A 20146-nucleotide genomic window follows, 5' to 3' on the forward strand; every position below is an offset into this window, starting at 1 on the left:
AGCGAGGCTCAGTCGGCAAAGGCTGGATCGAAGCCTTCGAAGATCTGGGCGACAGGAAGGGCCTTCAGGCTTGCAGACATGTCGGCGGTGGAGACCGTCCAGGTGGCGACGGGCAAGCCATAGTCGGTCGCGATGGCGGCAGCTTGTTTGGCATCGGTCACGTGGCAGGCGATATAATCGGGCTGAAAGCCCGCAGACGTGCTGATAAGCGCCTGCAGGGTGATTTCATCCGACATGCTGCTCGGCAGGATCAGGGCGCCTCTCATGATTTCGCGGGGCACAGCTGCAATGGCGCGCCGTGAAAAACTCATAAGCGCGGCCATGCCATCGTGGCGGTTCACCAATTCAGATACGATTCCGGCGAACCCTTCTGCATCTGTCTCGCCGTCGATCTTCAGCTCAATGAGGAGCGGCTTGTCGTCTGGCCATTGGGACAGAACTGTTTCCAGCGTGGGAAGGGTGCCCCCGCCTTTGAGCGGCGTCGATGTGATCTCGGCAGCCGAGCGTCCGGAGACAAGCCCGGATTCGTCCGTCATACGGTCGAGCAACGGATCATGGAAAACGATCGGAGTCCCGCACGCAGCGGGTCGTACGTCCAACTCACAGCCAAATCCGCGTCCTGCAGCCGTCAGGATTGCTTCAAGGCTGTTCTCGGGATGGGTATCATCAGACCAGAGGCCGCGATGGGCATATGAGAAATCAAGAATGTTGAACCTGGAAGCCATGCCCCATCAGGATTCGATTTCGAAGATGCCGTCAATCTCTACCGCGACGCCCAGCGGCAAAGTCGGGCAGGCGACAGCTGATCGGGCGTGACGTCCGCTTTCTCCAAACACTTCGACCATAAGGTCCGAGCAGCCATTGATGACCTGCGGAATTTCCGTGAACAGCGGGTGGCAATTCACAAAACCGCCGAGCTTCACAACACGCTTGATCTTCGACAGCTCGCCGACAGCAGCCTTACACTGTGCAATGAGATTGATGCCGCAATGACGCGCCGCACTTTGGCCGGCCGGCAGATCCATCGTTTCGCCGAGGCGCCCTGAAATCCGACCATCCGGTGTCGCACTGACCTGACCAGAAATGAAGAGCTGGTTCCCGGTGATGACGAAGGGAACATAGTTGGCCACGGGGTTCATCGCGGGGGGCAAGGTGATGCCGAGTTCGGTCAATCGCTCTTCTGGTGTGCTCACGGGCCGGTTCGCTCCTCAAACTGATTTCTCTGCAGTCTTAAACGTAGCGCGAATGCGGCGGCAAGCCACTGAACGCAACCTCATTTGCGACGCTGCAGATCGAGCCGCATGGCGCGTCCGGTTTGCACGGCGGCATCCCCGAATTTGTCTCGCGCTTTATCGACGGCCCGCTCGGCAGCGGCTCGTTTTGCGATGCCCGGATCGATCAGGTCTACCTGGTCAGCGCCTGCGGCATGCAAGTCTGAGATGCCGACACCGATAAGCCGGTAAGCTGTGCCTCCCATCGTTTCCTTTTCGAGCAGGGGGCGTGTCACGCGAAACATTGTACGGGCGAGTTGAGTCGGCTCTGACAGGGTAACGCTGCGGGTGAGAGATTTGAACGTCTTGGTCTTCAGCTTCAGGGTCACGACGTAGCCAGCCGTTCCATGTTTCTTCGCGCGGCTCGCTGTCTCTTCGCACACTGACCACAGCCGGTCGGTCAGGATTTCGCGTGAGGCGATGTCTTCGTTGAAGGTGCGCTCTGCCGAAACGGATTTGCGCTCCCGGTCCACGGTGACGCGTCTGTGGTCGATCCCGTGTGCGCGTAGCCACAGGTGCTGGCCACTCTCGCCGTAGCGGCCGATCATGGATTTCTGGTCGGCCTTCTGCACGTCCGAGATGAGCCGGTATCCATCTCGCGCGAGTTTGCTCGCAAATGTTGGTCCCACACCGTGAATTGAGCTCACAGGCATCGGGCCGAGAATCTGTGCCGCGTCTTCGGGATCGATCACGGCAAAGCCGCGGGGCTTGTCCATCTCACTTGCCATCTTCGCGAGGAAACGGTTGCCCGACAGTCCGATCGAGATCGTGATACCGATATCGCGCTCAATGTCCCGGGCCAGGGTTGCCAGCATGGATGCGGGGGCCTTGCCGTGCAGGCGCATCGTGCCCGAAAGGTCCACATAGCCTTCGTCAATCGAAACCATCTGGACGAGCGGCGTCATGTCCTCAAGTTTGCTGCGAATCGCCCGCGAAGCTTCTGAATATTTCTTGCCGTTCGGTTTTACGACAACTGCATTCGGGCAAGCCTTCAGAGCCTTGAACATGGGCATGGCTGAACGCACACCATCGAGCCTCGCAATGTAGCAGCAGGTTGAGACGACGCCCCGTTTGCCACCGCCCACGATCACTGGCTTGTCACGAAGTTCAGGATTGTCGCGCTTCTCGATTGCTGCGAAGAAGGCATCGCAGTCGATATGGGCAACTGAAAGGGCAGGGAGCCGGGGGTGGAAAATCAGTCTGTCGCCGCCGCACGCGGGGCATGCGCGAGCATGTCCTTCGTCGAGTATGGAACAATCCCGGCACAGGAAATACATGTTTGTTCATCTCATGTTCCGGCCGGTCCGGCAAGTTGTCTTGCGCTGCTCAAACAAAGATTAAGACTTGGCAGTCTACATTCAGTGGGTTCGAATGAGTCGATTGATCAATTGGGTTCGCCTTGATGGCCGCTGGCGCTAAAAAAACCGTGCTTGTCGTGGAAGACAATGAGCTGAACATGCGCTTGTTCTGCGACCTTCTCGATGCGTACGGCTTTGATACGCTTCAATGCAAGGACGGCGCAAAGGCGGTTGAGCTTGCGCGCGAGAATCACCCCGATCTGATCATCATGGACATCCAGCTTCCCGAAGTCTCAGGGCTCGATATCACGCGCTGGATCAAGGACGATGAAACGACTCGCGACATTCCGGTCCTCGCTGTCACCGCCTTCGCAATGCGTTCCGATGAGCAACGCGTGCGAGAAGCTGGCTGCGAAGGCTATCTTTCCAAGCCCATTCAGATGCGATCCTTTCTCTCCACGGTGGAGGAACTCACGGCGGATGACAGGCAGGCCGCATGAGTGCGAGAATCCTTGTTGTCGATGACATCCTGGCGAATCGCCGGCTGATGCAAGCCAAGCTTGAGGCGAAGTACTACACTGTTCTTCTGGCTGAAAATGGTGTTCAGGCGCTCGACACGGCCGAAAACGAACAACCTGAGATCATTCTGCTCGACGTGATGATGCCCGGCATGGACGGGTATGAAGTCTGCCGCCGCCTGAAAGCCAATCCTGCAACAAGCCATATTCCTGTCGTGATGCTGACGGCTCTCAGCGAAGCGACCGACCGAATTCGTGGTCTTGAGGCTGGCGCGGACGATTTTCTGACAAAGCCCGTAGATGACTTTGCGCTGATGGCCCGCATCGGTGCCCTTAATCGCTACAACGCCGTTGCGCTTGAGCTGCGCAAACGCGAAGCCAGCGGCGTAAGATCGGGCGCCCTGAGCGAGGACGAAAGTCAGGTTCTGGAGCGCGGCGCAAACATTCTCGTTGTCGATACCAATCCGCGCACAATCAATGACATTCGCGAGCCGCTGACGGCCGCTGGCCACACGGTTCTCACGCTCGCAGAGGCAGAAGGACGCACTGCGCTTATCAAGGATCCACTGGACATTGTCCTGCTGGCATTGAGCGGCCAGGCGTATGACCCGCTGCGGCTTTGTGCCCATTTCCGCACGAGCGGCTCTACGCGCGGTGTTTCAATCATTGTCATGGCGCAACAGCGTGATCGCGAAGTTGTCGCTCAGGCGCTGGACCTCGGCGCGACAGATGTGATCTCGACGCCCGTCATACCCGAGGAACTGATCGCGCGGGTCGCGACCCAGACCCGCCGCGCCCGATATGTCGAAATTCTGCGCCAGCGCGTGGACAAAGGCCTTGAGCTGTCGGTCGTGGACCAGCTGACCGGGCTCTACAATCGGCGCTATATGAACAATCAGATGGCGCTATGGTTGCGCCGCTCTGTACAGGGCGGGGCGCCGATGTCGGTTGTGTCCGCAGATATTGATCACTTCAAATCAGTCAACGACCAGCATGGGCATGAGGCGGGCGACCGCGTGCTGCAGGAGTTCGCAAACCGGATCATGGTGAACGTTCGGCCGAAAGACATTGTCTGTCGTCCGGGCGGCGAGGAATTTCTTGTTATCATGCCGGAAACGTCCGGCGACCTTGCCTGCTCGGCAGCCGAGCGAATTCGACGTGCCATTGCCGCTGAGCCATTCGAAATTGATCCGGCTTCAGGCCGGCAGATCAATGTGACGGTCAGCGCCGGCGTGGCGACATATCTTGGCGAAGACGACACCGCCGCGGATATCCTGAAACGCGCAGACAAGGCGCTTTACGATGCCAAAACGGCTGGGCGCAATCAGGTCAAATCCATCGCGGCCTGAGATACAGCGCTAGCCCGCGCGCTGCTTGTGAGCCGTTGTGACGACAAACACCGCACACGGCGCTTCGCGGATCATGTCAGAGCTTTCTGAGCCTTCCAGCAGGCGTTGCCACCATTTCTTCTGGTGCGAGCCGATCACGATGAGATCGGCGCCGATCTTCTCGGCGTAGCTCGCTGCGTCACGGGACGGATTGCCATCCAGCACTGCGACAGTCGCGCTAGGCGCTTTCAAGGTGGTCAATTCGGTCAGCGCATCCTTTCGGCGTGACTCATCCATGGCGTGGGCTTGCGCGTCGGCCTCGATCGCGCCGGCCGCATACGGGGATTCAAAGGTCGTGACGTATGGGTTGGAGTCGATGGCATGAAGCTCACCGCTTGCTGATGTCATCTTTGCGGCGATGTCGAGTACGAGGTCGCCGAGATCATCATCCACGTCTATGACGGCGACAACTTTCTTGAATTCAAGGGCCATGGCTTTCTCCTTTGTTCTGGAACAATAACATGCCGGAACCGCGATTGCTCCATCCGTAATTTTGCGTAGGCTTCGACCAAAGAAAAAGCCGAACCTGACAGGTCCGGCTTTTCTTGTTTTCGTACAGGCGGCAGATCTTACTTGATCTTGCCTTCCTTGAATTCGACGTGCTTCTTTGCGACCGGATCGTATTTCCGCATCACCAGCTTTTCGGTGATGTTGCGCGGGTTCTTCTTCGTGACATAGAAAAAGCCAGTCCCGGCGGTCGAGTTCAGGCGAATCTTGATTGTGGTCGGCTTGGCCATGACGGTTGCTCTTTGCGAGTGTTCTTGGAATTCGAAGGGCGCTTAATGAAGGCCAAGCCCCCTAAAGTCAAGCGGTGCAACGCATTGAGCTGAAGTCTATATCCGCTCGCTCGAATGACCGCTCGGCGTCCAGCGAAGGAAGGGCGGGCGCATCGCGTTGACATCGGTCTGTTTCAGCCTTTCGCTGATCTCGCCGATCATGAAACGGGTGACGTTTGGAAGATCGAGCGCCAAAGCGTCGTTCAGCGTGACCCACTGCAGATCGTGCAGCTCCGCACCGTCGACGGGAGGCCGTTCGTCGATGAGCACATCTTCGGCTTCAGCCATGAAAAAGCGCGCGTCGAAGCGCTTCGGTCGATACGGTGGGGTGATGGCTCGCCCGATAAAGGTGAAACCTCTCAGGCACGGGGCAGCGCCCTGCGCGGCATATTTCGACCAGTCGGCAGCTGGCGTGCCCGGAAAGTCGCTGGCGCGGCCGACAATCAGCCCGGTTTCCTCGAAGGTTTCTCGGATCGCCGTAAGGCCGAATGCGCGCGGTTTGCGCCGCGTCTTGTGCAAGAGCTTTTCCTCGACCGATGAACGGAACTCCGACAGGCTCGGTACGCGCCCGTCAGCTGTGTCTACGCGTCCTCCCGGAAACACGTATTTGTCGGGCATGAAAGTATGCCGGCCTGAGCGCTTGCCCATGAGTAGCCTCGGCTGGGCCTGGTCGCGTCGCAACAGGATGAGAGTCGCAGCATCGCTTGGGCGCGGCGTCGGTCGGTCCTTCTGGATGACGTCGCCATCACCTTCCTTGTCGTATGCGCTGCCGAGTTTGACGGTCATTCGCGTTTGCCTCCCTTTTTCCGCCTCTTGTGACGAGGCTTGGAGGACATGCTGCCACGACCTTTACCGCGAGGACCAGACTTGCCCCCACGGGAGTCGGGCGCTTTCTGGCCGGGTTTGCGGGGGCGTGGTGGTGAAAGCACTTCCAGCAAGAGACCGCCCTGTAGCGGTGTCACCTCTTTGAGTGACACTTTGACAATCTGACCCATCTCAAAGCGCTTGCCGCTACCCCTGGCAATCAGCGCCATTGAGGCCTCATCGTGGACCCAATAGTCGTCGGACAGTTTTGAAATCGGGGCAAAGCCGTCAGCGCCGGTGCCGGCCATGCGAATGAACAGGCCGGCCGGTGTCACGCCCGTAATTCGTCCCTCGAACTCTGCGCCGACCTTGTCGGAAAGATAAAGCGCCAGATAGCGGTCCGTCGCCTCGCGCTCAGCGGCCATGGAGCGGCGCTCCGTGTCGACGAGGTGGCTGGCAAGATCATGCAGCGATGACGCCATTTCCTTCGTCATGCCGTCCTCGCCAAGCTTCAGAGAGCTGATCAGCGCGCGATGAACAACGAGGTCGCTATAGCGCCTGATCGGTGACGTGAAATGAGCGTACTTGGCCAGATTGAGTCCGAAATGCCCATTATTTTCAGGGTCATACACAGCCTGCGCCTGCGAACGCAGGATGACTTCAGAAATCACGTCAGCATGATCAGTCTCCCGCGTATCCGACAGCAGCCGATTGAACCGGTTTGTCTGCGGGCGTTCGCCGAGTGGCCACTTCATGTCCAGCGTTTGAAGGAACTCTGCGAGAGCGGCCAGCTTTGAATCGCTTGGTTGATCATGAACCCGGTAGAGCAGGGGAGCGCCCTGTTTCTCAAGCGTTTCGGCGGCTGCCACGTTTGCCTGAATCATGAACTCTTCGATCAGCTTATGCGCGTCGAAGCGCTCTTTTGTTGTGATCGCGGATACCGTCCCGTCTTCGCCGATCTCGACACGGCGCTCAGGCAGATCGAGTTCCAATGGTCCGCGTTTTTCGCGGGCTTTCCCAAGTGCCTCGTAGGCGCCCCAGAGGGGCTTCAGGACGGGCTCAAGGAAGTCATCGCCCTTGCCGCCTGTTTTGCCATCGATCGCCGCCTGGGCTTCCTCATAGGACAGCTTGGCAGCAGATTTCATCGTTCCGCGAATGAACCGGTGTTTTCGTTTGGTGCCAGATTGATCAAAGATCATTTCGACAGCCATGCAGGGGCGGTCTTCAAGCTCGCGCAGCGAGCAGGCATCTGCTGACAGTTCAAATGGCAGCATCGGAACGACGCGGTCTGGGAAATAGGTTGAATTGCCGCGCTTCTGGGCTTCGCGGTCGAGCGCCGTCCCAGGGCGGACATAGGCGGCGACATCCGCAATCGCCACGATCACTTTCCAGCCATCATCCAGCTTCTCTGCGTAGACGGCGTCATCATGATCGCGCGCATCATGCGGGTCGATGGTGATCAGGGGCGTTTTCGTGAGGTCTTCGCGTTTGCAGGGGAGCGGCTCGATGGTTTTAACCTCGTCCAGCACCTCTTTTGGAAACTCGACCGGTATATTGTGGGCATGGATCGCCAGCAGGGACGCCGCGCGAGGGTCGTCCATACGCCCTAGAACTTCCGTGACCACGCCGAATGCCGGGCCTGCCGGTTTTCCCGGCTTCGGCATGGCAGTCACAAGGTCGCCGTCCTCGGCGCCGTTGCGGTCACTTTCAGCGATCAGCAGGGACCGCTTGTCCCGGCGATTGGCCGGCACGATGCGTCCACCTTTCGGCGTGCGCTCGAAACGGCCCGTCATGGGCGTTTCTTCGTCACGTTTTTCAAAAAGCTTGATCAGCTTGGCCCTGTATTCGCCGCCTGTTTCCGTGACTTTGGCCAAGCCACGATCGCCAATCCCAGGCTCCGGGCCTCGTGATTTGCCCTGATAGCCCGTGTAATGGATCACAGGACCAAAAGCGCCGTCTCGACCGACAGCGCGGGCGATCAGGTCTCCGTGCTCGTCAATCGCCTCAAAGGTAATAACGCCGGTTGGGGGTGGGGTATCTGCCTTGGCCCAGGCACGTTTGCCGGTGCGCTCAAGAATACCTTCAGATTCAAGGTCTTTGAGGACGGCACGCAGGGTCTGTCGTTCGCGGCCTTTTACCTTGAGGCCACGTGCAATTTCCTGCTTTGTCGTAAGCGAAGGATTTTTTTCAATGAAGTCGAGAACAGTCTCGCGGTCGGGAAAACTCATACGCCGCATATAGGGGATTCTGGGCCGGATTGCTTGTAATCATTCAGGTTGGCCTTCCCTGAAGCCTACATCATCGTCGCGAATACGACGGCGAGAGCGATGACTGCGGCGACTATTGAGATAATCAGCACCCAGCGCATGCCGAAACCCGTTTCGCCCTGGCGCGCTTCTTCCTTATTCAGTTCTTTCTCCTGCATCTCAGATTCCTCTCGATAATTCGTTGGTCACCAAACCAACGTTCGAAACAGGATCTGGTTCAGAATATACAGAAGGAAAGGGCAGAGCGTCAGTCGTCGAGGCCAAGCCGCATTTCGGTCAGATAGGGTGCAAACCCTTTTTTGGTATAGGCCCGCAGCGCCGGTTCGTTGCCTGGATACACCGTCAGTCTGACCTCACTCAGACCCTGCTGGCGCGCCCAATCGGTGAGCGCATCCACGATCAGATTATTGAGCCCCTGCCCACGATAGTCTGGCGCGACGTACATGAAGCCCAGGAAAGCGTGCCATTCCGGCGACGTATAATGGCGCGAGCGTTTTTTCTTCGCATAGCCCGAGGCGACAAGTTTGCCATCGACTTCAGCCACGATGACGATCGCACCATCCGCGTCGATCATCTCTGCGATATCGTAATAGCTGATCGGGTCCGGCTTCAGGAGCGAGTCGAATGGGCGTTCTGCGGTAATGATGCCCTGCTCGAAGTCGAGCAGGGTCGGCAGGTCATCCCTGGTCGCCGGGCGAATTGAAACAGTCATGATCGTACGATGCCGGTTCAGTCTGCTCTCTGCCCCGCTACTTTTTCGCTTTGGCCGCGGGCTTTTTCTTGGCAGGCGCTTTCTTTTTTGCGGCCGCCTTCTTTTTAGCAGGCTTCTTGGCTTTCGCGTCGATCAATTCGACGGCCTGCTCAAGCGTCACCGTGTCTGGCGTGACATCTTTGGGGAGAGTCGCATTTGTCTTGCCGTGCTTCACATATGGGCCGTAGCGGCCCTCATAAACGTGGATCGGCTGCTCATCGCCTGGGTGCTTGCCGAGTTCCTTCAGCGGCTCTGCCTTGCCACGGCCACCGCCCCGGCTCGCATTCTTGTCCGCGATCAACGTGACGGCGCGGTTGAGACCAATATCGAAGAGCTCCTCGATATCCTTCACATTGGCAAACGTCCGAAGATGCTGAACGTAAGGGCCATAGCGCCCAAGATTGGCGAGGATCGGTTCATTATCCTCAGGGTGTTTGCCAACTTCGCGCGGCAGTAACAGCAGTTTCACGCCCTTCTCAAGGTTCATGTCCTGCGGCTGCCAGCCCTTGGGCAGGCTGGTCCGCTTCGGCTTGTCGTCCGTTTCCATTTCGACATAGGGGCCGAAACGCCCGGTTTTCAGAAGCACGGGCAGACCGGTCTCCGGGTGAACGCCAAGTTCTTCGCCATCAGGACTGATCGCGCCGTCCTGCTCAGCATCCGCCGAGAATGGCCGGGTGAATTTGCATTCCGGATAGCGCGAGCAGCCGACGAAAGCGCCATGGCGCCCCAGCTTCAATGACAGTTCGCCCTCTTTGCAGAGCGGGCATTCACGCGGGTTTTCCTTCGGATCGCCGTTTTCGTCCTTGGATGGGAAAACATAAGGGCCGAGCGCGATGTTAAGCGCATCGAGCACTTCCGAAACGCGAAGGTCCTTCGTGTCTTCGATGGCCGCGTGGAACTGCTTCCAGAAATCGCGAAGAAACGCCTTCCAGTCCAGTTTGCCGTCGGAAATGACGTCGAGCTTTTCTTCCAGTTCGGCAGTAAAATCATACTCGACATAGTGCTCGAAAAAGTTCTCGAGAAACGCCGTTACCAGTCGGCCCTTGTCTTCCGGGATAAGCTGCTTCTTCTCAAGGCGGACATAGTCGCGATCTTCAAGTGTCGACAGGGTAGACGCATAGGTCGAGGGACGGCCAATGCCGAGCTCTTCAAGTCGTTTGACGAGCGACGCTTCTGTATAGCGCGGCGGCGGCTGTGTGAAGTGCTGCTCGGACTTGGCGTCCTTGAGATCAGCGTGCTCACCTTCCTTCATTTTCGGCAGGCGGCCTTCTGCGTCTTCATCCTCGTCGCCATCATCCCGGCCTTCAGTGTAGAGCTTGATGAAACCATCGAAAACAACGACTTGTCCGGTCGCGCGCAGCGTGGCGCGCTTGTCTTTCGACTGGAAGTCGAGCGTGGTGCGTTCGAATTCTGCCGGCTCCATCTGCGAAGCGACGGCGCGCCGCCAGACAAGCGTGTAGAGCTTCTTCAGGTCCCCATCGCCGCGATAGGCTTCCGGGCGAATGCTGAAATCGGTCGGGCGAACGGCCTCGTGCGCTTCCTGGGCGTTCTTTGCCTTTGACGAATAGCGGCGAGCCTTCTCAGGTAGATAGCGGGCGCCATAGTCGCTCTCGATTTGTCGACGCGCCGCGCTGTAGGCCTCTTCGGCCATGTTGATACCATCGGTCCGCATGTAAGTGATGCGGCCTTCTTCATAGAGCTTCTGGGCGGCCTGCATGGTCCGCTTGGCGGAGAAGCCAAGCTTGCGGGACGCTTCCTGTTGCAGGGTCGATGTAATGAACGGTGGCGGCGGGTTGCGCTTGACCGGCTTGGACTCCACCGAAGAGACAGAATAACCGCCGACTTTCACCGCGTTCAGCGCGTCGGTGGCGGTCTTTTCGTCTGGCAGGTCGAATTTCTTGAGTGTCTTGCCATCCAGCGCGTAGAGCCGCGCCTTGAAATCCGTGCCGTCTTTCGCCCGCAGATCGGCTTCGATCGACCAGTACTCCTGTGGTCGAAACGTCTCGATCTCCAGCTCACGCTGGCAGATGATCCGCAAGGCAACAGACTGGACCCTGCCCGCCGAACGAGACCCTGGCAGTTTGCGCCAGAGAACCGGGGACAGGTTGAAGCCCACCAGATAATCCAGCGCACGGCGCGCAAGATAGGCATCAACCAGTTCCTGATCGATCTGGCGCGGGTTTTCCATGGCCGTCGTGACCGCGTTCTTCGTGATCGCGTTGAAGACGACGCGCTCGACCGGGATACCTTTCAGGGCGCGGCGCTTCTGCAGCGCTTCCAGAAGGTGCCAGCTGATCGCTTCGCCCTCGCGGTCGGGGTCGGTTGCGAGAATGAGTTTGTCGGCGGTCTTCGTCGCCTCGGCGATTTCGCGAATGCGGCTCGCCGATTTGCTGTCGGCCTGCCACACCATCTCAAAATCATTGTCCGGATCGACTGAGCCGTCCTTTGAGGGCAGGTCACGCACATGCCCGTAGGATGCGAGCACTTTGTACTCGCTTCCGAGATACTTGTTGATCGTCTTTGCCTTGGCCGGCGACTCAACAACAACAACTTTCATATGGGGGCTCCTCCAGAGAGCGCCGGAACTTGGTGGTGACCTTGACGCCTGTCAACCCGTGCTTGCGTCAGCCATCCTCGCGATAGGCAATAACGGTAAGGCTCGCGAAGAGGGCAAACAGGGCCGGCGACCACGCTGCGATGATCGGCGGCAGTGCCCCCGTCGCGCCCAGGCTGGATGAAAACTGCATGATGAAGAACACGCCCGTTGCTGACAGCGCACCGACTGCAACGAGTTGGCTCGTTCCGCCCAGACGCGACAGCCGCAGGCAAACGATCGCACCGATCAAAGCCATCGATGTGTAGAAGACAGGGATGGCGGTAAGGCTGAAGAAACGCACCCGGAACCGCGACGTGTCGAGGCCCGCTTTGCCAGTTTGCTGGATGAAGCTCGGCAGTCGCCAAAACCCGATTGTGCTCGGCGAAACAAAGCGGTCGAGCAATGTGTCCGGGTCGAGATCGGTTGGAATAGCCAGGCTTGCCATGCGCTGAGGCGGCGTCCCGGGGATATTTTCGACCAAGTTTTCGATCTGCCAGAAGCCGTCAATGATGCGGGCCCGCTCTGCATCAATGCGCCGGACGAAGTTGAAACGCTGTGTCGGGCGACCGTCTTCAAACACCCGTCCTTCTTCCAGCATCTTCACATCCTCGAAGACCTGACCGGTGCTATCGACGCTCTCGGCATGAATGACGATCTGCGTATTGCCATCGCCCTGACGCAGCCAAACGTCATTACGCTCCGACTCAGGCTGCAAGCCGCCGGAAATCAGGAGGGCGTTTCGCGACTCCTCGAACTGATTGGACAGGCGCGAACCGAGCGGGTTGAGCACCATCATTGAGAACAGGCCGACAAGGACGGCCATCGCCATAACCGGTCGAAGAAACTGCCAGGCCGACATGCCGGTCGCGCGGATGACCGACAATTCAGAGCGCTTGTTCAGCCGGCTGAAGGCCATCATGGCGGCGACAAGGATCGCGAAGGGAAGGGTTTCCTCAATCAGTCCGGGCAGCTTCATCGCCGATAGCTGAACGGCCTGTAGCGGCGACAAGCCGACATCGCCGCCGACCGTTCTGAGCTGCTCCACGACGTCGACCAGCATGATCGTCACGACAAAAATCGTCAGCACCAGCGCCAGGCTCGTTGCGCACTGCAGGAAGATGTATCGCTGAATCCGGTTGAGCATCAGCGATACTCCCCCTTCACGCGTTGGGCAGGCGCATCCTTCCAATTGAAGAAGATGAATGAGAGCACGGCGAGCGTGCCGAGGGGGACCAGCCACTGGCCGATATTGACCATCACATTGTCGGCGCTGGCGGACTGTATTGTCAGCTGCACCATGACCAGGCCTAACGCGCCCGCCGTCGCAAACACGATACGGCGGCTATATCCACGACGATTAAAGTCGCCGCCCAGAACCGCCATGATCGCGATGAGCGCCATCGCGATGCTCACCAGCGGCGTTGTCAGGCGAGCGTGGGCTTCAGCGACGAATTTGTCGGCGTCCTGGATTTGCTGGTAATTGGTCCGGTCGATATTGATGAGCTCATGCAGATACCGGTCGGATGCCTTGAGAACCACAGCGCCGCGGTCTTCGGTGAACGGCGTCAGGTCAAACGTCGACTGGTCGAAGTCCAGGATCGAAAGCCCGCCATTTGCATCGGGCTGGTGGATCTGGCCTTCCCACATGACGATGCTGGGGGCGCCGTCAACTTCGACAAAGCGGCCACGCTGGGCGAGATAGTCTCGCGCATCATCGCGATTGTCGGATATCAGCACGCCGATGAGGTCGCCGCCGCGTGATTCGCGCGCGAAAACCGTCAGGTCATCGCCTGCTTTCGTAAATTGGCCAGGCCGCACCAGCGATGTGGCCAGATCTGCCCGCGCTTCGGTCACCGTCTCTCGCAGAGCGCGCTGCGCGGTTGGCTGAACCCACAGATTGACGGTCAACAAGGCAAGAGCGGCAAGAACAGCCAGCCGGATGATTGGCGAGGCGATCTGCCAGCGGGTCATGCCCGCCGCGCCGGCGACGACAATCTCATTGTCCCTGTGGAGCTTGTTGAGCGACCAGATCGTCGCGACAAAGATGGCCAGCGGTGTAAGCAGTGCAATAATCTGAGGAGACCCGAGCGCTACGACATAGAAAAATGTCAGTGCAGACTGCCTGTTCTCAATGATAAGGTCGGTCTGGGACAGGCCTTGCGCCAAAATCGCAAGCAGCGTCAGGCCGCCGACAATCACCACAACAGAGCGGAACACTTGCTTGAAGAGGTAGCTCTGGATGCGATTCATGGGCGGGTCAGGTGCTATTTTTTGCTGTGCGCCTTGCCTAGCGAGTTGATTGGCGCGCGTCGATGCTTAGTTTCGGCAACAAACGGAGTTTATTCATGAAAATTGCTTTTGCAGAACAAGCCGATGCAGACATCACTGCATTTGTTGTCGACGAGAACGGAAAGCTGCCTGCCGCAGCCGAATCCCTGGACGAGACGAGCGGCGGTCTTCTGACCGAAGCGCTCTCGCAGGAACGCTTCAAAGGGAAGACAGGCCAGCAAGCCTATGTGGTTCTCTCGAAGAGCGCACCCTCGCGGCGCGCCGTCCTGATTGGCGGCGGCAAGCCGAAGGACCGCGATGCGCGCGCTTTGGAGAAGATCGGTGCGTCGCTCTACAAGGCGCAGGCAAATAGCGGCTTCAAATCACTGGCGCTCCATATGGATGACGCCAAATCGGCAGTCCGCGCGGCGCAAGGTGCGGAACTCGCATCGTATCGGTTTGATGATTATTTCACGAAGCTGAAAGACGACGACAAGCCGAGTCTTGAGACGTTCACCCTCGTGGTGCCGGACGCAAGCGCCGCCGAGACCGCCTATGAGCCACTTGCTGCCGCTGCTGCTGGCACTGCATTGGCTCGTACGCTGGTGAATCTGCCCCCCAATGATCTCTACCCGGAGACGTATGCCAACCGTATCAAGGAGCTTGAGAAAGAAGGCCTAGAAGTTCAGGTTCTGGGTGAAGCCGAGATGGAAAAGCTCGGCATGGGGTCTCTTCTCGGCGTCGGCCAGGGCAGCGTGAAAGAGTCCAAACTTGCCATCATGAAATGGAATGGCGGCAAGGACGGCGACGCGCCTGTCGCGCTTGTCGGCAAGGGCGTCTGTTTCGACACGGGCGGCATTTCGCTGAAGCCGGGGCCAGGCATGGAAGACATGCGCGGCGATATGGGCGGTTCGGCTGCTGTCGTCGGCACGATGCTGTCACTCGCCAAGCGCAAGGCGAAAGCGAATGTGGTTGGTCTTGTCGGCCTCGTTGAGAACATGCCCGATGGCAATGCGATCCGCCCTGGCGACATCCTGAAGTCTGCATCCGGTCAGACCATCGAAGTCCAGAACACCGATGCCGAAGGCCGCTTGGTCCTTGCCGACGTGCTCTGGTACGCACAGGAATACTTCAAGCCTGAAGCCATCGTTGATCTCGCAACGCTCACTGGCGCGATCGTCATATCCCTCGGCCACCACCATGCTGGCCTGTTTACGGATGATGACGGCATGGCCGATGCGCTGACCAAAGCCGGTCTGGAATCGGGCGAACGTGTCTGGCGCCTGCCGCTTGGATCGGAATATGACAAGCTGCTGAAATCAAAGTTCGCGGATATGCGAAATATTGGTGGCCGTGCTGCTGGCTCGATCACGGCTGCGCAATTCCTGAAGCGCTTCATCCGCGACGGTCAGAAATGGACGCACCTCGACATCGCAGGTGTCGCCTGGGTGGAAGGTGACAAGTCTCCAATCGATCCAAGCTGGGCGTCCGGCTATGGGCCGCGCCTGCTGGATCGCTGGATTGCGGACAATTACGAGGGCTAATGGCTGAATGGGACGCTTCTCCTCCCCCGTTCACGGGGGAGGTGCCCGAAGGGCGGAGGGGGCACGCCTCGTTCGCTGAGCTATGCAACTCCCCCCTCCGAACGGCTTTGCCGCCCACCTCCCCCGCCCGCGGGGGAGGAGAGAGCGTTGCGCATGTCTGACACCGCCAAACCTGAATGGTGGTTCTACCATCTCAAGCGCACCACGCTTGAGCAGGCCGCTGGTCCATTGCTCGAAAAATGTCTGGAACGGGGCTGGCGCGTGCTTGCCGTCAGCCCTGATGTCCGCCGCCGGGGCGCGCTCGATGAAGCGCTCTGGAAATTTGACGATCAGAGCTTTCTGCCGCATGGCCAGGCTGAGGCGGCTGGGCTCGATCCGGCCCGTCAGCCCATCCTGATCACCGAGAAGACCGACAATCTGAATGAGGCGGCCGTCGCGCTGCTCATGGACGGCGCCGACATGGCGATCCACGCGCCCTATGAGCGCTGCATGGTGATGTTCGACGATGGCGACATGCCCGTCCGCAACAAGGCGCGCGAACTCTACAAGGCGGCGTCTGACGCCGGGCTCACGACGCGTTACTTCCAGCAAACCCAGCAGGGCGGCTGGAAGGAAGCTGGCTAGGAGTTCGGCTTTCCACCCGCTGGCTTGGACAGAAGCAGGACAGCAATCGACAGAACTGTAATGATGCCCAGCGTGCCGAGAATTTCCCGGCCATAGTCAGGCAGCGTTCCGGTCCAGAGCCAGATAACAGCATAAACTGCCGAAATCATCAGGGCGAGGGCGATCATCAGCCTCAATATGCCGGTCATGGTGTGTCCTTCCGATTTCTTGCTGCATGTTCCCTAAACTAGACGATACCGCCGCGCGTGTCAGCAAACTGTTGCCCCCGGCCCGCCTGCCAGTTATAGGCCGCGCCAAGCAATTCATCCGACTAATAAGGAGCCATGCATGGCGATCCAGCGTACCTTTTCCATCATCAAGCCGGACGCAACCGAGCGCAATCTGACCGGCGCCGTCAACGCCGTCATCGAGAAGGCTGGTCTGCGTATCATCGGCCAGCGCCGCATCAAGATGACCCGTGAGCAGGCTGAGCGCTTTTACGACGTCCACAAGGAGCGTCCATTCTTCGGTGAACTCGTTGAATTCATGACGTCCGGGCCGGTCGTTGTTCAGGTCCTCGAAGGCGAGAACGCCGTCAAAGCGTACCGCGATGTCATGGGCGCGACCAACCCGTCGGAAGCGGCTGATGGCACGATCCGCAAGCTCTACGCCAAATCCATCGGCGAGAACTCAGTCCACGGTTCTGATAGCGAAGAAAACGCCGCAATCGAGATTGCGCAATTCTTCAGCCTTGCGGACATCACAGGCTAAACGCGTCAAAGCCAAGATTTTGAGAGGCCCTTTCGTTCGCGGAGGGGCCTTTTTCTTTGCCGTAAACCTGCGTTAACCAACCCGCTGCAGACTCGCCTCTCAAACCTAGCAGGGCTTACAGAATGCAACGCCTCATCTACACCAGCTCGGCGCGTCACAATCTCAAGGCGCCGCACATTACCGACATCCTGACAACGTCACGCGAGAACAATCGCAAGGCCGGCGTGACTGGCTTGCTGATTTACCACGAAGGCACGTTTCTTCAGGTGCTGGAAGGCGATAAGGCCGTCCTGGACGCGCTTTACGCCCGGATCCGCAGGGACTGGCGCCATTCGGACTGTAAAATGCTGCTGAACGAGTGTGTAACCGGACGGGCATTCGCAGGATGGTCGATGCTCTACCGCCTTGGCGAAGACATGGACGCCCGCCACGTGCGCCAGCTAAGAGATATCCGCTCGGCGGTCGAGAGCTGTGAAACCGGCGACTTTGCAAGCCACCCGATGTTGAGTGTTTTCCTGCGCGCCTTCCTGAGCAATCTCAGGATGCATGACGCTGCCTGATCAGGCGGCAGGCCTCCGCAAGGGCACGCGGATAGAGTTTGTGTTCTTCTGCAAGCACGCGGTTCGCCAACTGATCTGGCGTGTCACCGGATAGAATTGGCGCCCGCGCCTGCGCGATGACATCGCCTTCATCGACGCCTTCCGTCACCCAATGCACAGAGCAACCCGCTTCCACATCACCAGCCTCAATGGCGCGGGCGTGCGTGTTCAGGCCAGGATACTTCGGCAGGAGGGATGGGTGAATATTGATCAACCGGCCAGCCCACTTGCCCACGAACCATGGGGTCAACACGCGCATGAAACCGGCAAGCGCAATGATCTCGATACCGCGATCCGTCAGAGCTTGGTCCATGGCGCGTTCAAAGCTCTCGCGGTCATCAAAATCACGATGCGGAATGGCGAGCGCTTCCACACCTGCGTTGCGGGCCGTATCCAGTCCGGCTGCGGATGCCTTGTTTGAGAGAACGAGGGTTGCAATGGCCGGAAAACCATCTTCGGCGGCCGCCTCCAGCAGGCGCTCCATATTGGTGCCACGCCCGGAAATCAGGATCGCTAGCCGCAGACGGCTCACTTTGCCGCGATCTCACCAATGATGGTCGGCTGTTCGCCCAGCGACGCCAGTTCTGACATCACATCGTCGGCGTCTTGCGGTGCTACGGCGAAGACAAGTCCGATGCCCATATTGAAGGTGCGGTGCATCTCGTCTTCTTCGACCCGGCCTTCCGCCTGCAGCCACTTGAAAACCTCCGGCACGCTCCAGCTGGTGCGGTCAAAGCGCGGCGTCAGCTGATCAGGCAGCATGCGCGGCACGTTCTCGGTAAGACCGCCGCCCGTGATATGCGCGAGCCCCTTCACCTTGGCGCCTTTGATCAGCGGCAGGGCGGCTTTCGAGTAAAGCCGCGTCGGGGTCAGCAGCGCTTCGCCCAGCGTTACGTTTGAGAAGGGGGATGCTGCGTCCCATTTGAGGCCGGTTCGCTCAACAATGCGCCGGATCAGGGAATAGCCGTTCGAGTGCGGACCTGAAGAGGCAATACCGATCAGGACGTCACCGGCGTCCATGTCGTTCATGCGAGGCAATATGTCGGAGCGCTCGACCGCGCCAACGACGAAACCAGCAAGGTCGTAATGTCCCGGCGGATACATGCCCGGCATCTCGGCAGTCTCGCCGCCAACAAGGGCGCATCCAGCCTGTCGGCACCCTTCGGCGATACCGGAGATAACCGATTCAGCGATCCCGCCTTCCAGTTTTCCGCACGCGAAATAGTCCAGAAAAAACAGCGGTTCGGCGCCCTGCGCGAGCACGTCGTTCGCACACATGGCGACAAGGTCGATGCCGACCGTGCTATGAATGCCCGTGTCGAAGGCCAGCATCAGTTTGGTTCCAACGCCGTCAGTTCCGGAAACCAGCACCGGATCCGCCCAGCCGTCCTTCTTGAGGTCGAACAGCGCACCGAAGCCGCCAAGCCCTCCCATCACGCCAGATCGCTTAGTGGCCTTGGCCAGAGGGGAGATCGCATCGACGAGGCGTTCGCCTGCCTCAATGTCGACACCGGCGTCCTTATAAGAAAGAGGAGTTTGGTCTTTGGTCGTCATGGATGAGCGCGTTAGCATGAGCGTCCTGCTTCTGCCAGCCACAACAAGCGGTTTCAGAGATGTATCAGGCCTGCTAGGAAATTAGAGACGTGGATTCGAGAAAGACATGCTGATGATTCGAGTTTTGATTGTAGGCCTGACCATGGTGTTAGGTCTGTCCAGCGCAGCGCATGCCCAAATGCGCGAAATCTACACGATCCGCGACATTGACGTTGATGAGTCGGCCGCGTCCGTCATCGAGGCCCAGCAACGCGCCTTCGCTTCGGCGCGTATCAAGGGCGCCTACCGCCTGATTGATCGTCTGACCTTGCCAGAGGACAGACGCGGCAAAATCACACCCGGCATGATTGATGTTGCAACTGCCAACCGCCTTGCAGCCGCTGTCGATGTTGAAGAAGAGACGCGCGGCGGTGGCCGTTATGTCGGCAAGATTGCCGTGGTCTATAATCCGGTCATGGTGCGGACGTTCCTGGAAGAGCGGTCCATCCCCTATGTCGACAGCTCTGCGCCGCGTGCCGTGGTCTTTCCCGTATCAAACCGGTTCGACAGTTTCACATGGGCTTCCGCCTGGCCTGACGAGTCGCAGGGAAATCTTGCTCCGTTTGTGGTTTCTCGCTCGACCGGCATATCGACGGATTCCGATTGGTTCGAACTGCGCCCTGATGTCGATGCATCGAGTGCACGGCGCGCGATCAAGGCACGCCTGACCGGCGGCACCGGTGCGTTTCGCGTTGATCTGATTTCCGTGACCGCCGCAGGCGAGACAGAGCTCGGCTCTACGCAGACCGTCGCGACCATGGAGGAAGCCGCCATGGCGGCCGCTGACGCGATGGACGCGGTCTGGAAAGACCAGTCCATCGTCCGGTCAACGACCCGTACGCCCGCGCGCTCGACGATCTTCTTTACCTCGCTTGTCGAGTGGAACACGTTGCGCACGGCGATCGCGCGCTCGCCGCTGATCTTTGACTTTGCTGTCGAGGGTCTCTCGAAAGAGGGAGCAGTTGTGAAATTTGTTTATGCCGGCGATGAGCAGAGACTTGTGAGCAATCTGCGCGAACGCGGGATAACGCTTGACCCGGACATGATGGGCTGGGTTATGACATCTGCAGTCTCCCAGTTCCCTGACACCGAGTGAAGA

22 protein-coding genes are annotated in these 20146 nt (G+C 58.9%); 7 read left to right on the top strand and 15 right to left on the bottom strand.

All coding sequences use genetic code 11. The annotated features are described in order from the left end of the window. Positions 1-8 precede the first annotated feature (8 nt). The 3 genes from WNY37_RS09975 to WNY37_RS09985 all read right to left on the bottom strand — a co-directional run bounded on the left by WNY37_RS09975 (position 9) and on the right by WNY37_RS09985 (position 2548). Complete coding sequence (locus WNY37_RS09975) at positions 9-725, bottom strand: glycerophosphodiester phosphodiesterase family protein (RefSeq protein ID WP_342973243.1); 717 nt, start codon at positions 723-725, stop codon at positions 9-11. A gap of 6 nt (positions 726-731) precedes the next feature. Then, a complete protein-coding gene (locus WNY37_RS09980) occupies positions 732-1193 on the bottom strand; it encodes a RidA family protein (protein WP_342973244.1) in 462 nt (153 codons plus the stop codon). Between the two features lie 80 nt (positions 1194-1273). Continuing rightward, positions 1274-2548: a DNA polymerase IV gene (locus WNY37_RS09985; protein ID WP_342973245.1), complete on the bottom strand. Its 1275-nt coding sequence runs from the start codon at positions 2546-2548 to the stop codon at positions 1274-1276. Positions 2549-2673: 125 nt separating this feature from the next. On the opposite strand from WNY37_RS09985, the gene WNY37_RS09990 reads away from it, so the two are divergent. After that, a complete protein-coding gene (locus WNY37_RS09990; protein ID WP_342973246.1) occupies positions 2674-3069 on the top strand; it encodes a response regulator in 396 nt (131 codons plus the stop codon). Next, positions 3066-4436 carry a PleD family two-component system response regulator gene (locus WNY37_RS09995; RefSeq protein WP_342973247.1) on the top strand — a complete coding sequence of 457 codons (1371 nt, stop codon included), beginning with the start codon at positions 3066-3068 and terminating at the stop codon, positions 4434-4436. The genes WNY37_RS09990 and WNY37_RS09995 overlap by 4 nt, the downstream gene beginning before the upstream one ends. A 9-nt stretch (positions 4437-4445) precedes the next feature. Here the strand turns inward: WNY37_RS09995 and WNY37_RS10000 are convergent, their stop codons facing one another. The 9 genes from WNY37_RS10000 to WNY37_RS10040 form a co-directional block, all read right to left on the bottom strand. After that, positions 4446-4907, bottom strand: a complete 462-nt coding sequence (locus WNY37_RS10000) for a universal stress protein (protein WP_342973248.1) — start codon at positions 4905-4907, stop codon at positions 4446-4448. Positions 4908-5044: 137 nt separating this feature from the next. Beyond that, positions 5045-5212 carry a 50S ribosomal protein L33 gene (gene rpmG / locus WNY37_RS10005; RefSeq protein ID WP_018146988.1) on the bottom strand — a complete coding sequence of 56 codons (168 nt, stop codon included), beginning with the start codon at positions 5210-5212 and terminating at the stop codon, positions 5045-5047. Positions 5213-5308: 96 nt separating this feature from the next. Further along, on the bottom strand, positions 5309-6037 hold the full coding sequence (locus WNY37_RS10010) for an NUDIX hydrolase (RefSeq protein WP_342973249.1): 729 nt from the start codon (positions 6035-6037) through the stop codon (positions 5309-5311). Beyond that, on the bottom strand, positions 6034-8283 hold the full coding sequence (gene rnr, locus WNY37_RS10015; RefSeq protein ID WP_342973250.1) for a ribonuclease R: 2250 nt from the start codon (positions 8281-8283) through the stop codon (positions 6034-6036). The genes WNY37_RS10010 and rnr overlap by 4 nt, the downstream gene beginning before the upstream one ends. 65 nt (positions 8284-8348) lie before the next feature. Further along, positions 8349-8480, bottom strand: a complete 132-nt coding sequence (locus tag WNY37_RS10020; RefSeq protein ID WP_342973251.1) for a hypothetical protein — start codon at positions 8478-8480, stop codon at positions 8349-8351. An 89-nt stretch (positions 8481-8569) separates the two neighbouring features. Further along, the gene (locus tag WNY37_RS10025) at positions 8570-9034 is read right to left on the bottom strand and encodes a GNAT family N-acetyltransferase (protein ID WP_342973252.1); all 465 of its coding nucleotides are present in this window, start codon (positions 9032-9034) and stop codon (positions 8570-8572) included. Between the two features lie 37 nt (positions 9035-9071). Beyond that, the gene (gene topA, locus WNY37_RS10030) at positions 9072-11630 is read right to left on the bottom strand and encodes a type I DNA topoisomerase (RefSeq protein WP_342973253.1); all 2559 of its coding nucleotides are present in this window, start codon (positions 11628-11630) and stop codon (positions 9072-9074) included. Between the two features lie 67 nt (positions 11631-11697). Further along, a complete protein-coding gene (gene lptG, locus WNY37_RS10035; RefSeq protein ID WP_342973254.1) occupies positions 11698-12813 on the bottom strand; it encodes an LPS export ABC transporter permease LptG in 1116 nt (371 codons plus the stop codon). Further along, the gene (locus tag WNY37_RS10040; RefSeq protein ID WP_342973255.1) at positions 12813-13919 is read right to left on the bottom strand and encodes an LptF/LptG family permease; all 1107 of its coding nucleotides are present in this window, start codon (positions 13917-13919) and stop codon (positions 12813-12815) included. Before WNY37_RS10040 ends, lptG begins: the two co-directional genes overlap by 1 nt. A 95-nt stretch (positions 13920-14014) precedes the next feature. Between WNY37_RS10040 and WNY37_RS10045 the strand changes: the two genes are divergently transcribed. Then, positions 14015-15481 carry a leucyl aminopeptidase gene (locus WNY37_RS10045; protein WP_342973256.1) on the top strand — a complete coding sequence of 489 codons (1467 nt, stop codon included), beginning with the start codon at positions 14015-14017 and terminating at the stop codon, positions 15479-15481. 153 nt (positions 15482-15634) lie between these two features. After that, positions 15635-16105: a DNA polymerase III subunit chi gene (locus WNY37_RS10050; RefSeq protein ID WP_342973257.1), complete on the top strand. Its 471-nt coding sequence runs from the start codon at positions 15635-15637 to the stop codon at positions 16103-16105. Here the strand turns inward: WNY37_RS10050 and WNY37_RS10055 are convergent. Further along, positions 16102-16293 (bottom strand): hypothetical protein, encoded by a 192-nt coding sequence (locus WNY37_RS10055; RefSeq protein ID WP_342973258.1) that lies wholly within the window; start codon positions 16291-16293, stop codon positions 16102-16104. The two genes, WNY37_RS10050 and WNY37_RS10055, sit on opposite strands and share 4 nt — an antisense overlap. A gap of 139 nt (positions 16294-16432) precedes the next feature. Here WNY37_RS10055 and ndk point away from each other — a divergent pair, with 139 nt between their 5' ends. Both ndk and WNY37_RS10065 read left to right on the top strand, forming a co-directional pair. Next, positions 16433-16855, top strand: coding sequence for a nucleoside-diphosphate kinase (gene ndk / locus WNY37_RS10060; RefSeq protein WP_342973259.1), 423 nt, complete (start codon positions 16433-16435; stop codon positions 16853-16855). A 122-nt stretch (positions 16856-16977) separates the two neighbouring features. Further along, a complete protein-coding gene (locus WNY37_RS10065) occupies positions 16978-17415 on the top strand; it encodes a BLUF domain-containing protein (protein WP_342973260.1) in 438 nt (145 codons plus the stop codon). Here WNY37_RS10065 and purN read toward each other — a convergent pair. Both purN and purM read right to left on the bottom strand, forming a co-directional pair. Next, complete coding sequence (gene purN / locus WNY37_RS10070; RefSeq protein WP_342973261.1) at positions 17393-17986, bottom strand: phosphoribosylglycinamide formyltransferase; 594 nt, start codon at positions 17984-17986, stop codon at positions 17393-17395. The two genes, WNY37_RS10065 and purN, sit on opposite strands and share 23 nt — an antisense overlap. After that, on the bottom strand, positions 17983-19008 hold the full coding sequence (purM, locus tag WNY37_RS10075; RefSeq protein ID WP_342973262.1) for a phosphoribosylformylglycinamidine cyclo-ligase: 1026 nt from the start codon (positions 19006-19008) through the stop codon (positions 17983-17985). Before purM ends, purN begins: the two co-directional genes overlap by 4 nt. Positions 19009-19114: 106 nt before the next feature. Between purM and WNY37_RS10080 the strand changes: the two genes are divergently transcribed. Further along, positions 19115-20143, top strand: a complete 1029-nt coding sequence (locus WNY37_RS10080; protein ID WP_342973263.1) for a hypothetical protein — start codon at positions 19115-19117, stop codon at positions 20141-20143. The last annotated feature ends 3 nt before the right edge of the window (positions 20144-20146 follow it).

The sequence above is a fragment of the Henriciella sp. AS95 genome, from assembly GCF_038900055.1.
In the GTDB taxonomy this organism is placed as follows: domain Bacteria; phylum Pseudomonadota; class Alphaproteobacteria; order Caulobacterales; family Hyphomonadaceae; genus Henriciella.